Genomic DNA, 13,622 nt, shown 5'->3' on the forward strand with positions numbered 1-13,622 from the left:
AAGTCGGCGCCGCGGCGGCTGGCGGCAGAGGTGTATCGGGCATCGGATCTTCCTGTGTCTCGGCGCGCATCATCGTTCGATCGGCGCCAGGATACAAGTGTCACAGAGCTTACATACAAACGTTCTAATTGCCCGCCGACTCAAAGCGGGGATCGATCATGAAGCGCAGTTTTTCGACACGGATACGAACGTTCGCACTGGCCGGCGCGGCACTGTGCGCCGCCGCCCCGACGCTGGCCGCTGCGGCGGATGAAGCCGCGGCCGATGCCGCGCCCGAGCATGCGCAGCAGGATGCCGAGGGCGGCCTCGTCGACATCGTCGTCACCGCCGAGAAGCGCGAGACCAACCTGCAGAAGACGCCGATCGCGATCTCGGTGCTGGGCACGCAGGATCTCGCCAACCGCCACGTCCAGAGCCTGTCGGACCTGATGGACGGCGCCGTACCCTCGCTGCGCATCGCACCCTTCTTCTCGCGCAATTCGGCGCTGACGGTCGGGATCCGCGGCATCGTGCCGTTCGACGCCAACCAGCCGAGCCGCGACTCCGGCGTCGGCGTCTATATCGACGGCGTCTATCTCGGCCGTTCGCAGGGCCTCGGCATGGCGCTGATGGACGTCGAGCGCATCGAGGTGCTGAAAGGCCCGCAGGGCACGTTGTTCGGCCGCAACTCGACCGGCGGCGCGGTGAGCATCGTCACCAACAAGCCCTCGGGCGACTTCCAGCTCCGCCAGACCGTGGGCGTGCGCAATTTCGGCGGCTATTCGAGCGAGACGCACCTCGACCTGCCGTCCTTCGCCGGGATCAGCCTGAAGTTCGACGGGCTCATCTCCAAGCGTGACGGCACGGTGAAGAACACGCTTGCCGACGAGAAGGATTTCAACGCCTTCGACCGTCGCGGCATCCACGGCGCCGCGCTGTGGGAACCCAGCAGCCGCTTCAGCGCGCAGCTCGATGCCGATTACACCTATGACGTCACCACGCCCTATTACGTCCAGCTGCTCAACAAGAACCCGGCGGCGCCGGCGCTGGCACCGATCGTGCAGGTGCAGCCGGATCGGGCGAAGACGGTGGATATCGGCGTGCCGCAGCGGGGCAATGTCGGCGAGACCTGGGGCATCGGCCTGCACATGAACTTCAACGCGTCGGACGGGCTCGAGCTGCGCTCGATCACGTCCTACCGCCATCTCGAGCAGGACCAGTGGGACAATGGCATCGGCGCCCATGCCGGCGTGTTCCGGCCCAACGCCAATTTCGCGCGCTACAGCCTCGCCTCGCTGCGGCAGGAACAGTTCAGCCAGGAACTGCAGGCGCTCGGCAGCGTCGGCCGGCTCGATTATGTCGGCGGCCTTTATTATTATCACGAGTCTGGCGACGACGACGCCTGGAGCCCCAACACGATGCGTTGGAATGCCGACGGCACCGCCGCCACGCCGCTGCCGTCGCTGGAAGCCGGCGCCACCGGCCCCTTCCCGGACCGTGCGAGCACCGCGAAGGCGGACAGCTATGCGGTGTTCGGCCAGGCGACCTGGACGCCGCCGGTGCTGGACGACATGCTGAAACTGACGGTCGGCGGCCGCTACACGCATGACGACAAGAGCGGCCGGCTCTACAAGGTCAACGGCGCCGACGCACCCTATAGCTTCACCTTCACCGCCGACCGTTTCGATCCGCAGGTGACGGTGGCGTTCGATCCGAGCAACGCCGTGCAGCTCTATGGCAAATGGGGCACCGCTTATCGCGCCGGCGGCGCCAATTCGCGCTCGCTCACCTATCGCGCGTTCGGGCCGGAGAAGGTCTCCACCTTCGAGGCGGGGATGAAGTCCAGCTTCTGGGATCGCCGCGGCCGCTTCAACATCGCTGCCTATACGACCCGCTACACCGACATCCAGATCGACTTCAGCGCGACCAATCTCGACAACAGCAACCGCACCACGCTGGAAACCGTCAATGCCCCGGGTCATGGCACGATCCAGGGCATCGAGGTGGACGCCTCGATCGCACCGGTGCGCGGCCTGACGATCTCGGCGGGCTATGCCTATACCCACGGCGATCTGCCGCAGGCGGCCAATCCGTTCCGCGCCGGCGCGATCCAGGACGTGTTCGTGGTCTACACCCCCGAACATGCCGGCAGCGCCTCGATCGACTACACGGTGCCGGTGGCCGGCGACACCGTGATCCGCGCGCATCTCGATGCCAATGTGGCGGAAGGCTATCGCGCGCTTTCGGGCGAGGACACGATGACCGACAGCTCGTTCGTGGTGAACGGCCGGCTCTCGGTTGCCGGCATCTCGCTGACCCGCGGCGCCAATCTCGAACTGTCGCTGTGGTCGCGCAACCTGTTCAACGAACAGCATCTCTTCCTGCGCAGCGCCGCTGCCTACGCCGCTGGCGGCGATTACGGCATCTTCAACGAACCGCGCACCTTCGGCCTCGACGGCACGATCCGCTTCTGATCCTTTGGGAGTTCCTGACCATGCGTAACCTCAAATTCGCCAGCGCGCTCGGTGCGCTCGCCCTCCTCGCCGCCGGCGTCGCGACGAGCCTGCCGGTCGATGCCCGCGCGCCGGCGCAGGCCGCGCCCGCACACCCGCGCCTGCTGCCGCTGGAAGGCGGCCAGAATTTCCGCGATCTCGGCGGCTATCGTACCCGCAACGGCAAGACGGTGCGCTGGGGCGTGCTGTACCGCTCGGGCGCGATGAACGCGCTCACCGCCAACGACTATGCCTATCTGGACAGGATCGGCGTCCGCACGGTCTGCGATTTCCGCAGCACCGCCGAGCGCGATGCGGCGCCGGTGCGCTGGCCGGGCGGTCAGACGCCGACCATATTTGCGGACGATTATGTGCTCGATATGGGCGGCATGGACTTCCGCGCCGCGGCAAGCTGGTCCGCCGAGGATGCAAAGCGCAAGATGGCAGCGCTGTATCCGCACCTGCTCGACCAGTTCAACGGCCAGTATCGCCGTATGTTCGCGCAGCTGCTGGCGGGCAACGTACCGCTCGCCTTCAACTGTTCGGCGGGCAAGGATCGCACCGGCGTCGCCGCCGCGCTGATCCTGACCGCGCTCGATGTGCCGCGCGAAACGGCAATCGCCGATTATCTGCTTTCGAACCGATACTTCGACCCGAAGAAGGCCATGGCGAGCGACCCATCGACCGCGGCCTGGACGAAGCTGCCGCCGGCGGTGGTGAACGCGTTCATGGGCGTCGACCGTGCCTATATCGAGGCGGTTTTCAAGGTGATCGACACGCATCCCGGTGGTGCCAGGGCCTATCTGCGCGACAGGCTCGGGCTGGGCGATGCCGAGTTGAAGCAGCTTCGGGCGCGCTACACCGCCTGATCCCGTCTCCGGCAGTGCGGGAAGCCAGCCGCTTCCCGCACTGCCGAAGTCCTGCTCAGCGCTCGATGGGTTCGGGCGATGGCGTCCGGCCGCGAAGCGCATCGATCTCCGCCTGCCGGGTGCGGAGGTAGTTCGCGCGAACGGCCGCGTAGGGATCGTCGGCGCCCGCGCGCACGGCCTGGATCGCGCCATCGGCTTCCGCGCGCTCGTCGAGGAGGCGGAGGGTGGTCGTCGGCAGCACATAGGCCGGGTCGTTGAAGGGGCGCCCCACCGCGACCGGCAGCACCGAGAGATCGCCGATCCGCCCTACGAGATCGCGAACCGTCGTCGGCCCCATCAGCGGCAAATAGAGATAGGGTCCCGGCTTCACGCCATAATAGCCCAGGGTATAGCCGAAACCGTTGCGCCGCTGGGGAAGGTTGAACGGGGGCCGCTTCGCCATATCGAAAAGGCCGGCGACGCCGATCGTCGAATTGATCGCGAAACGCCCCAATGTTTCCGCGCTCTTGCCCGGCTTGAGTTGCAGCAGATAGTTGAGCGCGACGATCGGCTCCTGAAGATTGCCCAGCGCGTTGCGCAGCCCGCTGCGCACGGGAGATGGCACGGTGCGGCCGTAGGCACGGGCGACAGGCCCCGTAACCGCCTCGTCGACCGACTGAACGATGGCGAAGGATTCGGCATTGAGCCCCTGCAGCGGATCGCCGGCAGGCGTTCCGGGTCGCGCGGTCACGACGATCGCGCCATCCTGAGGCGGCGGCGGCTCCGCCGCCGCTTCCGGCTCGGCCATCGGCTGCGGATCCGCCCCCTCCACGGGCACCGCACTCTCCATGATCGGTGGAGATTCGGGGGCCTGGGCGGGGTCGATGACGGGAACGGCCTGCGCCCCGATCAAAGGCATCGCTATGATCGAAGCAAGGATACTCATTCACTCTGTCTCCAGCGCCCCATTCGGCTCGCCATTTTGACTAGAAGTCATGTGCGATGATCGAAATGCCCGATACGGCAATAAATCTGCCCATTCCTGCAGATGATCCGGTTTCGATGTTTCACAGGATCGGGCATATTGTCTGTGAAATCAGGCATGGTGCTCCGCCGCGGATGGCGCATTCTTCCCTCTCCGCCGGTTCGCCCGCGCAGCAAGAGTGAGCCCCCGTTCGAGATGACGAGAAGCACCATCCTGATCCCCCGCGCCGCGGGCATCGATCGCGTCCACGCCGCATCGGGCAATGTCTTGCCTGGCATCGCATTGCGTTGGAGCGGGCTGATGCTGGTGGCCGTGAGCTGGATCAGCGGCGCCATCTTCGCTGCCTATATCATCGCCTTTTTCGGTGGTGCCGCACTGGGCGGTGCCGGGGAGCGGTGGAACGAGTCGCTGCCCGATCTCTATGATGGCCGCGCGCTGGCCACGACCGCGGCGATCGGCGCGCATTTCATCGCCGGGGGCGTGCTGTTGCTGCTCGGCCCCATCCAGCTGATCGGCAGCGTCAGGCAGACGATCCCCGCGCTCCACCGCTGGCTGGGCCGGGTCTATCTCGTCTCCGCCGGGCTGGCGGGGCTCGGCGGGCTGGGCTTCATTGTCGGGCGCGGCACGATCGGCGGCACGCTGATGGATGTCGGCTTCGGCATCTATGGCGCGTTGATGGTGCTGTGCGCGGTGATGGCCTATGCCCATGCGCGGGCGCGCAACATCCGGGAACATCGCGGCTGGGCGATCCGCCTGTTCGCACTGACCGTCGGTTCTTGGCTCTACCGGATGGAATATGGCGCCTGGTTCCTGCTGACCGGCGGTGCCGGCATCGGTGACAGCTTCACCGGCTGGTTCGACGCGATCATGATGTTCTTCTTCTATATCCCCAACCTGATCGTGGCCGAGCTGTTCATCCGCAGCCGCCCGCAGGATCGCGGCACGGCGGCCGGCCTCGGCACGACGGCGGTGCTGCTGCTGGCCAGCACCTTCATCGTCTTCGCGACATGGACCTTCACCATGCGCAACTGGGGACCGCGGATGATCAGCGGTATCGCCGAAGCGTCGCGATAGGCCCGCCGCGGGCCGGCGCATCCCGCGCCCGAGCAACGGAACCGGACTTTCAGCGCCGGCGTGGCGACGATCGCACGCGCCTGCGCGCCCTCATGAAACGATCATCGGAGTAAGCGTATGGATTGGGCGGACGGCTATTTCACCGAACTCGAATATGTTCACGGCTATTATCGCGAACTGAACCCCGCGATGCTGCGCATCGCCTGCCTCGCCGCCGGCATCCAGCCCCCGCCGGCCGCGAACCCGGTGTATCTCGAACTCGGCTTCGGCCAGGGCGTCTCGATCAACATGCACGCCGCCGCTTCCGATGGCGATTACTGGGGCACCGACTTCAATCCCGCGCAGGCGGCGCATGCCGCCATGCTGTCCGCCGCGTCGGGCGCGCGCGCCTCGTTGTTCGACGAATCCTTCGAGGAATTCGCGGCGCGCGACGATCTGCCCGTGTTCGACATCATCGCGCTGCATGGCATCTGGAGCTGGATCTCTGAGAAGAACCGCGGCTTCATCCTCGAGATCATCCGCAAGAATCTCCGCGCCGGCGGCATCGTCTATATCAGCTACAACTGCTTTCCCGGCTGGGCGGCGCCAATGCCGATCCGCCACCTGATGTCGCAACACATGGCATTGGCCGGATCCGACCACCTCGGCCCCGCGGCCAAGATCAACGACGCGTTGAGCTATGTCCAGAAGATCGCCGGATCGGGCGCCTTCTATTTCGCGGCCAATCCGGCGATCGCCGCGCACATCCAGCAGATGAACGGCCACAGCCGCAATTATCTGGCACATGAATATTTCAACCGCGACTGGAACATCATGCATTTCTCGCAGGTCGCGACCTGCCTCCAGGGCGCGAAGCTGGGTTATGCCGGATCGGCGCGGCTGCTCGATCATATCGACGAGTACAACATGGTGCCCTCGGCGCAGAAACTGCTCGCCGAGGTGACGCATCCGATGCTGCGCCAGACGGTGCGCGACTATATCGTCAACCAGCAGTTCCGCATGGACATCTTCACCCGCGGCGCCCGCCGGCTGATCGGTCTGGAAATCCGCCACGGCTGGTATCAGGAGCGGTTCACGCTGATCGTTCCCGCCGCGACGATATCGATGACGCACAAGACGTCGACGGGCGAACTGACGCTCGACGAGAAAATCTATGGCCCGCTGATCGAATGCCTTGCCGAAGGCAATTATGCCGCCAAGACCGTCGAGGAGATTTGCGACGCGCGCCGCCTGGCCGCATTCGACATTCGCGAGATCGTGAGTGCGCTGCTGATGATGACCGGCCTGGGTTATGCCCAGCCGGCGCAGGCACCGGACGCCGACCGGCGGAATCGCTGCCGCGCGCTCAACCTGCACCTGTGCCAGCGCTCGCTGTCGAGCGGCGAGATTTCGACATTGGCCTCACCCATCCTCGGCGGCGGCAAGACCGTGGCGCAGGAGCATCAGATGGTGATCCTGGCGATGCTCGCCGGCATGGCCGATCCGCTCGACCAGGCGATCTATCTCAACAGCATCTTCGCGGAGAATGGCGGCAATCTGAACCGCGAGGGCAAACCCGTCAGGATCGGCGACGAGGCGATCGGCCAGTTCAAGGCGATCGCCGAAAAGTTCAGGAACGACGGCCATGTCCAGCTGCTTTCGGCGCTCGGCGTGCTTCCCGAAACACGGGAAAAACAAGCTCATGGATTGACTTTCGGCGCCAGTCGGTTGCTGACAGACTCTCCCGCCGTTCGGCTCTGACACCATGCCACGCCCCGCTTCGAGACCCCTTTCCATGAATCGACAACCCGTCGCCGAGACGTTCGGCTTTTTCCGGGCCTGGCTGCGGAACCCGCTCGGCGTCGCGGCCATTGCCCCATCCGGCAATGTCCTCGCCGAACTCATCACCTCACGCATCTCGCCCGAAACCGGGCCGGTCATCGAACTCGGCCCCGGCACCGGCGTGTTCACCCGTGCGCTGATGGCCAGGGGCGTGCGGCAGGAGGATCTCGCGCTCATCGAGTTCGAAGCGCACTTCGCAACGGCGCTCACCATCCGCTATCCGAATGCGCGCACGCTCAGGATGGACGCGGCCCGGCTGCACATGGTCGAACTGTTCGGCGGCCGGAAAGCCGGCGCGGTGGTCAGCGGCCTGCCGCTGCTGTCGATGCCGGCGCGCAAGGTGATCGCGATCGTGGCGGCGGCATTCAGCAAGCTGACGCCGGATGGCGCGCTCTACCAGTTCACCTACGGCCCGCGCTGCCCGGTGCCGGCGCTGTTGCTCGACCGCCTCGACCTGCGCGCGCAACGGATCGGCGGCACGCTGGCGAACCTGCCGCCGGCTTCGGTTTATCGGATCGATCGGCGATAGAGGGTAACGGATGTCCTCCCCGGCGCGCAGCGCCGGGGAGGACATCAGCCGCCTACCCTCCCAGAAACGGCAGCCGACGCGTCGGAACGCCCGTCAATGTCAGCATGGCATTCGCCACCGCCGGCGCAATCGGCGGGACGCCCGGTTCGCCCATGCCGCTGGGCCGGTTGGTGGAGGGCAGGATGTGCGTCTCGACCGTCGGCATCTCATTCATCCGCAGCACGCGATAGCGGTCGAAGTTCGTCTCCTGGACGATGCCGTCCTTCAACGTCACCGCGCCGTGGAGCGCCGCCGAGAGGCCGAAGCCGATCCCGCCCTCCATCTGCGCCCGGATCTGGTCGGGCGCGATGGCGATGCCGCAGTCGACGACGCCGGTCACCCGGCGGACGATCGGGCGCCCGTTCTCGATCCTGACCTCGGCGACCTGGCCGACCACCGTGCCGAAGGCTTCGTGGACCGCGATGCCCTGCGCCCAGCCGGGCTCCAGCGGCTTGCCCCAGCCCGCCGCGCGACACAGCGCATCGAGCACCGCGAGCCGCCGCGTCGCACCCGCCTTGCGGTAGAGCGCGCGGCGATAGTCCGCGGGATCGCGGCCGGCCCGACGGGCAAGCTGGTCGGCGATATGCTCCATCACCATGCCGTTGTAGGAATGCCCGACCGATCGCCAGAAGCTGACCGGCACCGGATAGTCCGGCGTGAAGAGCTTGCAGTCGACCAGCAACGCGGAGGCGAAATAGGGCGAATCCTTGACGCCCTCCGCGGCGATGTCATTGCCGATGGGCAGCAGCGACTGCGCCACCACGTGCTGCCGCCAGCGCGCAGGGAAGCCATCCGGCCCGAGTTCGATCCATGCGCGATGGTGCGCCATCGGCCGGAAGCAGCCCGCCGCCATCTCATCCTCGCGCGTCCACATCAGCTTGACCGGACGGCCGTCGACGCGCTTGGCGACGCGCAGGCATTCGACGAGATAGTCCGAGGTCATGAGCCCACGCCGGCCGAAGGATCCGCCGGCGGGCAGCACCTCGATATCGACCTTGCCGGGAAGGGTCAGCACCACGCGGGCAGCCTGGATCTGATCAACCGTCGGCAGCTGGCTGGCGGAAATGATCCTGACATCCCAGCCCTTCACCTGCGCGACGCAGTTCATCGTCTCCATGGGCGCGTGGGCGAGATAGGGGAAGTCCATCGCGAATTCGATCGCATCGCCGCCGAACGCCGCGTCGGGATCGTCGCCCTTGCTCTGGAAGCTGCGTGGTTCGAGGTCGGTGCGGCCGGCGCCGGCGTCGTGATAATGGCGGACCAGTTCGTCCGACGAGCGCATCTCGGCTTCGCTGTCGTCCCAGTGGATGCGTAGCGCCTCGCGGCCGCGGTGTGCGGCGATCATGGTCTCGGCGACCACCGCCACGCCGGTCTCGATCGCGAAGACGTCGACGACGCCCTTGATCCTGCGGGCGTCCGTGGCGTCGAAGCGCGCCAGCTTGCCGCCGAAGCGCGGGCTGTGCGCGACCAGCGCGGTCAGCATGCCCGGCAGCTGGACATCCTGCACATAGATCTGCGCGCCGCGGCTCTTGGCTGCGCTGTCCTTGCGCCGCACGCGGTCTGTACCGATCAGCCGATACGCCTCCGGCCGCTTGAGCACGGGCTCTTCGGGCGGCGTCTGGCGCGCGGCTTCGGCGAGCAGTTCGGCGAAGCTGGCCGCGCGCCGCGAGGGCGGATGCATCACCACCCCATCGCGCACGGCGATCGCTGCGGGCGGGACGTTCCACCGCGCCGCGGCAGCGGCGACGAACATCGCCCGCGCGGCGGCGCCCGCCTGGCGGAGCGTATCCCAATTGCCCGCCACCGACCCCGATCCGGCCGTCAGCTGCACGCCATAGACGCGGAAATTGCCACGGGCATCGACCACCCGCACCCGATCCCAATTGGCGTCGAGCTCCTCCGCCACCATCGCGGCGAGGCCGGCATGGATGCCCTGCCCCATTTCATGCTGCTTGTTGACGACCGTGACCCAACCATCCTGCGCGATGCGGATGAACGGGCCGAAGACGCTCGGCTCGGGATCGCTGCCGCCGCCCTGCAGGATCGCGCCGGCGACCTGCATCGGATGCGTCGCGGCATAGCCGACGACAAGCGCGCCGCCGACGAGGGTGCCTCCCAGGATCATCCGGCGGCGTGTCATCCGGAAGCCGGGCTTGGCGATGGTGGATTCGGTCACAGGCGGTCTCGCGCAAGGGAGGGAGGGGTCATGCTGGGCACCGCGCGCCGGTTTCGAGCCACGCCGCGATCAGCGCGCCGAATTCGGCCTGCGTGCCGGGCGCCGGGGTGCGGCTGCCGCCAGGATGCCAGGCCCAGCCGACCAGTTCGTCCTCGGCCATGTGGTGGAGCAGGGTCTCGCGGCCCATATGCGCCCGCGCCGGATCGAGCAGCTGCCGGCAGATCTCGCCCAGCGACTTGCCCTGCCAGGCCATCTCGATCGGCGCGAGCTGCCATTTGGGATTGCCCGGCACGCCCGCGGGGTCGAAGTTCGCCGCGCGATGGCAGGTCGAACAGCGCAGCGTCGACGCGCCGCCATCGGCGCCGCGCACCACCCAGGGCGAATGCGGCCGCATCGTGTCGGTCTGGGTCGGGCTGTCGGTGCGCGGATGGCAGTTCAGGCAGCGCGGGTGGCGGATCACGCGGCCGGCTTCCTCGAACAGCGCGACCGATCGCGCCGCCGGATCGGCGATGGCGGCGAAATCGGCGACCGGGCGCAGGTGCACGCTGCGCGCCCCGATCCGGGCGGCCGGCAGCGGCGCGCTCGCGGGCATCTCCCGCGGCCACAGCGCGATGGCGAGGGACAGGATGCCGATGGCGATCAGCACGGCGAGGATGGCGAGGCAGCCGAAGCGCCGGCGCCGGCGTCGGGTGGTCATGCGCGCGCTTGCCCGTCGAGCGCCGCGGCGACGTCATGGATCGCCGCGCGGATACGGTGGTAGGTGGCGCAGCGGCAGATATTGCCGCTCATCGCCAGATCGATGTCGCCGTCGCCCGGCGCGGGAACGGTCCGCAGCAAGGCGATCGCGCTCATGATCTGGCCGGATTGGCAGAAGCCGCACTGCGGCACGTCACGCGCGATCCAGGCGTCGCGGACGGCATCGGCCTGCGCGCCGGCGACCGCCTCGATCGTAACCACCTTCGCGCTGCCGACCGCCTCTAGCGGCACCGAACAGGCGCGCACCGGCTGTCCATCGAGATGCACGGTGCACGCGCCGCACTGCGCGACCCCGCAGCCATATTTGGTGCCCGTCAGCCGCAGCGTATCGCGCAGGATCCACAGCAGGGGCGTCTGCCCGTCCTCATCGATGCGATGCATCCGGTCATTGACTGAGAGATCATAAGCCATGGCCAAGGATTACGCCGGACCGCGACGCGGGCGAACGCCGGATCCTTCAGAAAAATTGCCCGATGCTGCGACGTTATCGCCCGCCTGCCATGGAGGATCGGGCATGAATCTCGTGGAACCCGGCATTCATCGCCCGCCGCGGCCGGCATAGCTTCGGTCCCAGTCGGCAACAGTCCGCCGCGACGCTGGCCGGCGCCCGCTCCCCCCAACTCCGGCAAGGACCGAACCATCATGCCCCTCATCATCCGCCAGCCGCTGGCGATCGCCTCGATCATGTTCATGGCCGTCACGCTTCCCGCCCGCGCCAGCTTCGCACAGGCATCCGCTGCGGCGGAGGTCATCGGCATCTGGGAGACGGAGGACCGCGGCATGAAGTTCGAGATGTTCGATGCCGGCGGCAGCTATTCGGGCCGGATGCTCTTCGGCCGACGCGCCATGGAGGCGGACGGCAAGACGTTCAGGAAGGATTCGAAGAATCCCGATCCAGCGCTGCGCGGCCGATCGCTGCAGGGTGTCGTCTTCCTGACCGGGTTCAAATGGGATGCGCGCAACCAGCGTTGGGACGGCGGCAGCATGTATGACGGCACGTCCGGGCGGACCTATTCGGCGCGGATCACGATGGCGAAGGGCGCGATGGAGCTTCGCGGCTATATGGGCACACCGATGCTCGGCCGCACGCTGAAGCTGCACCGGGTGCGATGACGCTCGTCCCGTTTGCGGGAGGGCCTCACAGGCCCCCCGCCGGCCCCGCCCGCGATCGGGCGGGGGACAGGATCAGACGAGCCGGCTCTGCTTGACCGCCGCTTCGATGAAGCTCTTGAACAGCGGGTGCGGGTCGAACGGCTTGGACTTGAGTTCCGGGTGGAACTGCACGCCGACGAACCAGGGGTGATCCGGCCGCTCGATGATCTCGGGCAGCGCGCCGTCGGGCGACATGCCGGAGAAGATCAGGCCGCCCTTTTCGAGCGGCTCGCGATAATGGACGTTGACCTCGTAGCGATGACGGTGGCGTTCCGAGATGTCCGTGGCGCCATAGATCGCCGAGACATGGCTGTTGCCGTCGAGCACCGCCTCATAGGCGCCGAGGCGCATCGTGCCGCCGAGATCGCCGCCGGCCTCGCGCTTCTGCAGGCCGTCCGCCGTCATCCATTCCTCGATCAGGCCGACGACGGGCTCGTCGGTCGGGCCGAATTCGGTGGTGGAGGCGTTGGCGATGCCCGCGGTGTTCCGCGCGCCCTCGATGCAGGCCATCTGCATGCCGAGGCAGATGCCGAAGAAGGGCGCCTGGCGTTCCCGCGCGAAGCGCACCGCGGCAATCTTGCCCTCCGAACCGCGCTCACCGAAGCCGCCGGGAACGAGGATGCCGTGCATCGGCTCGAGATAGGCGGCGATATCCGAATCGTCCTGCTCGAACAGTTCGGCATCGAGCCACTGGATGTTGACCTTGACGCGGTTGGCGATGCCGCCGTGGACCAGCGCCTCGTTCAGCGACTTATAGGCATCGGCCAGCCCGACATATTTGCCGACGACGCCGATCGTGACCTCGCCCTCGGGGTTGGTCAGCCGGTCCATGATATCGGTCCAGCGGCCGAGATGCGGTGCCGGGCCGACATCGACGCCGAAGGCGTTGAGCACTGCCATGTCGAGGCCCTCGGCATGATACTGCACCGGCACGTCATAGATGCTGCGCGCGTCCAGCGCGGGGATCACCGCTTCCTTGGGCACGTTGCAGAACAGGGCTATCTTGGCGCGCTCGCCGTCCGGCAGCGGGCGTTCGCAGCGGCAGACCAGCACGTCCGGCTGGATGCCGAGCGAGGTCAGGTCGCGCACGCTGTGCTGCGTCGGCTTGGTCTTCAGTTCGCCGGCGGCCGCGATGTAGGGCACCAGCGTGACATGGACGAAGATCGAGTTGTTGCGGCCGAGATCGTTCCGGAGCTGACGGATCGCCTCCATGAACGGCAGCGATTCGATGTCGCCCACCGTGCCGCCGATCTCGCACAGCACGAAATCGACATCGTCGGTATCGGTGCGCGCGAATTCCTTGATCGCGTCGGTCACGTGCGGGATCACCTGGACGGTGGCGCCGAGATAGTCGCCGCGGCGCTCCTTGGCGATGATCTGCTGGTAGATCCGGCCCGATGTGATGTTGTCCGCCTGGCGGCCGGGAACGCCGGTGAAGCGCTCATAATGGCCGAGGTCGAGGTCGGTCTCGGCCCCGTCGTCGGTCACATAGACCTCGCCATGCTGATAGGGGCTCATCGTCCCCGGATCGACGTTGAGATAGGGATCGAACTTGCGAATCCGAACCTTGTAGCCGCGTGCCTGGAGCAATGCTCCGAGGCTGGCCGCCATCAGGCCTTTGCCCAAGGATGACACCACGCCGCCGGTGATGAAAATGAACCGCGCCATGGGAATCAACGCCTAGCCCGAGTTGGTCGATGGGGACAAGCGCGCGAATCCGCGCGCTTGCATTTTTACGGTCGAACGAGCGCGCGGAGGCGCCGGTCGATGC

The 13,622-nt window shown here is 67.0% G+C and carries 11 protein-coding genes; 6 read left to right on the forward strand and 5 right to left on the reverse strand.

Features of this window, described 5'->3' with window-relative positions:
- The first annotated feature begins 158 nt into the window (after positions 1 to 158).
- Complete coding sequence (locus NX02_RS15640; RefSeq protein ID WP_025293143.1) at positions 159 to 2,453, forward strand: TonB-dependent receptor; 2,295 nt, start codon at positions 159 to 161, stop codon at positions 2,451 to 2,453.
- Between the two features lie 20 nt (positions 2,454 to 2,473).
- Positions 2,474 to 3,340 (forward strand): tyrosine-protein phosphatase, encoded by an 867-nt coding sequence (locus tag NX02_RS15645; protein ID WP_025293144.1) that lies wholly within the window; start codon positions 2,474 to 2,476, stop codon positions 3,338 to 3,340.
- 55 nt (positions 3,341 to 3,395) lie between these two features.
- On the opposite strand, the gene NX02_RS15650 is transcribed toward NX02_RS15645, so the two are convergent.
- A complete protein-coding gene (locus NX02_RS15650) occupies positions 3,396 to 4,265 on the reverse strand; it encodes an MlaA family lipoprotein (protein WP_084717827.1) in 870 nt (289 codons plus the stop codon).
- Between the two features lie 234 nt (positions 4,266 to 4,499).
- Between NX02_RS15650 and NX02_RS15655 the strand changes: the two genes are divergently transcribed.
- The 3 genes from NX02_RS15655 to NX02_RS15665 all read left to right on the forward strand — a co-directional run bounded on the left by NX02_RS15655 (position 4,500) and on the right by NX02_RS15665 (position 7,728).
- Positions 4,500 to 5,378: a DUF2306 domain-containing protein gene (locus tag NX02_RS15655; protein WP_025293146.1), complete on the forward strand. Its 879-nt coding sequence runs from the start codon at positions 4,500 to 4,502 to the stop codon at positions 5,376 to 5,378.
- Between the two features lie 117 nt (positions 5,379 to 5,495).
- Entirely contained in the window at positions 5,496 to 7,118 is a 1,623-nt protein-coding gene (locus tag NX02_RS15660; RefSeq protein ID WP_025293147.1) for a class I SAM-dependent methyltransferase, read from the forward strand.
- A 34-nt stretch (positions 7,119 to 7,152) separates the two neighbouring features.
- The gene (locus NX02_RS15665; protein WP_039996621.1) at positions 7,153 to 7,728 is read left to right on the forward strand and encodes a class I SAM-dependent methyltransferase; all 576 of its coding nucleotides are present in this window, start codon (positions 7,153 to 7,155) and stop codon (positions 7,726 to 7,728) included.
- Positions 7,729 to 7,780: 52 nt separating this feature from the next.
- On the opposite strand, the gene NX02_RS15670 is transcribed toward NX02_RS15665, so the two are convergent.
- Genes NX02_RS15670 through NX02_RS15680 form a run of 3 tightly spaced genes read right to left on the reverse strand, consistent with a single transcriptional unit; the run spans position 7,781 to position 11,110 of the window.
- Entirely contained in the window at positions 7,781 to 9,943 is a 2,163-nt protein-coding gene (locus tag NX02_RS15670) for a xanthine dehydrogenase family protein molybdopterin-binding subunit (protein ID WP_025293148.1), read from the reverse strand.
- A gap of 28 nt (positions 9,944 to 9,971) precedes the next feature.
- Positions 9,972 to 10,640, reverse strand: a complete 669-nt coding sequence (locus NX02_RS15675; protein WP_025293149.1) for a hypothetical protein — start codon at positions 10,638 to 10,640, stop codon at positions 9,972 to 9,974.
- Positions 10,637 to 11,110 carry a (2Fe-2S)-binding protein gene (locus NX02_RS15680; RefSeq protein ID WP_025293150.1) on the reverse strand — a complete coding sequence of 158 codons (474 nt, stop codon included), beginning with the start codon at positions 11,108 to 11,110 and terminating at the stop codon, positions 10,637 to 10,639. Before NX02_RS15680 ends, NX02_RS15675 begins: the two co-directional genes overlap by 4 nt.
- Positions 11,111 to 11,341: 231 nt before the next feature.
- Here NX02_RS15680 and NX02_RS15685 point away from each other — a divergent pair, with 231 nt between their 5' ends.
- The gene (locus NX02_RS15685) at positions 11,342 to 11,812 is read left to right on the forward strand and encodes a DUF2147 domain-containing protein (RefSeq protein ID WP_025293151.1); all 471 of its coding nucleotides are present in this window, start codon (positions 11,342 to 11,344) and stop codon (positions 11,810 to 11,812) included.
- Between the two features lie 72 nt (positions 11,813 to 11,884).
- Here NX02_RS15685 and NX02_RS15690 read toward each other — a convergent pair whose 3' ends face one another.
- The gene (locus tag NX02_RS15690) at positions 11,885 to 13,519 is read right to left on the reverse strand and encodes a CTP synthase (protein WP_025293152.1); all 1,635 of its coding nucleotides are present in this window, start codon (positions 13,517 to 13,519) and stop codon (positions 11,885 to 11,887) included.
- Positions 13,520 to 13,622: the final 103 nt, after the last annotated feature.

This window comes from Sphingomonas sanxanigenens DSM 19645 = NX02, from assembly GCF_000512205.2.
GTDB classification, from domain to species: Bacteria; Pseudomonadota; Alphaproteobacteria; order Sphingomonadales; family Sphingomonadaceae; genus Sphingomonas_D; species Sphingomonas_D sanxanigenens.

What these genes read in the sequence shown, in the direction of transcription:
- NX02_RS15645 (WP_025293144.1), top strand. Translation starts at nt 2,474, where the DNA reads ATGCGTAACCTCAAATTCGCCAGCGCGCTCGGTGCGCTCGCCCTCCTC.
- NX02_RS15680 (WP_025293150.1), bottom strand. Translation starts at nt 11,110, where the DNA reads ATGGCTTATGATCTCTCAGTCAATGACCGGATGCATCGCATCGATGAG.
- NX02_RS15655 (WP_025293146.1), top strand. Translation starts at nt 4,500, where the DNA reads ATGACGAGAAGCACCATCCTGATCCCCCGCGCCGCGGGCATCGATCGC.
- NX02_RS15640 (WP_025293143.1), top strand. Translation starts at nt 159, where the DNA reads ATGAAGCGCAGTTTTTCGACACGGATACGAACGTTCGCACTGGCCGGC.
- NX02_RS15685 (WP_025293151.1), top strand. Translation starts at nt 11,342, where the DNA reads ATGCCCCTCATCATCCGCCAGCCGCTGGCGATCGCCTCGATCATGTTC.
- NX02_RS15650 (WP_084717827.1), bottom strand. Translation starts at nt 4,265, where the DNA reads ATGAGTATCCTTGCTTCGATCATAGCGATGCCTTTGATCGGGGCGCAG.
- NX02_RS15690 (WP_025293152.1), bottom strand. Translation starts at nt 13,519, where the DNA reads ATGGCGCGGTTCATTTTCATCACCGGCGGCGTGGTGTCATCCTTGGGC.
- NX02_RS15660 (WP_025293147.1), top strand. Translation starts at nt 5,496, where the DNA reads ATGGATTGGGCGGACGGCTATTTCACCGAACTCGAATATGTTCACGGC.
- NX02_RS15675 (WP_025293149.1), bottom strand. Translation starts at nt 10,640, where the DNA reads ATGACCACCCGACGCCGGCGCCGGCGCTTCGGCTGCCTCGCCATCCTC.
- NX02_RS15665 (WP_039996621.1), top strand. Translation starts at nt 7,153, where the DNA reads ATGAATCGACAACCCGTCGCCGAGACGTTCGGCTTTTTCCGGGCCTGG.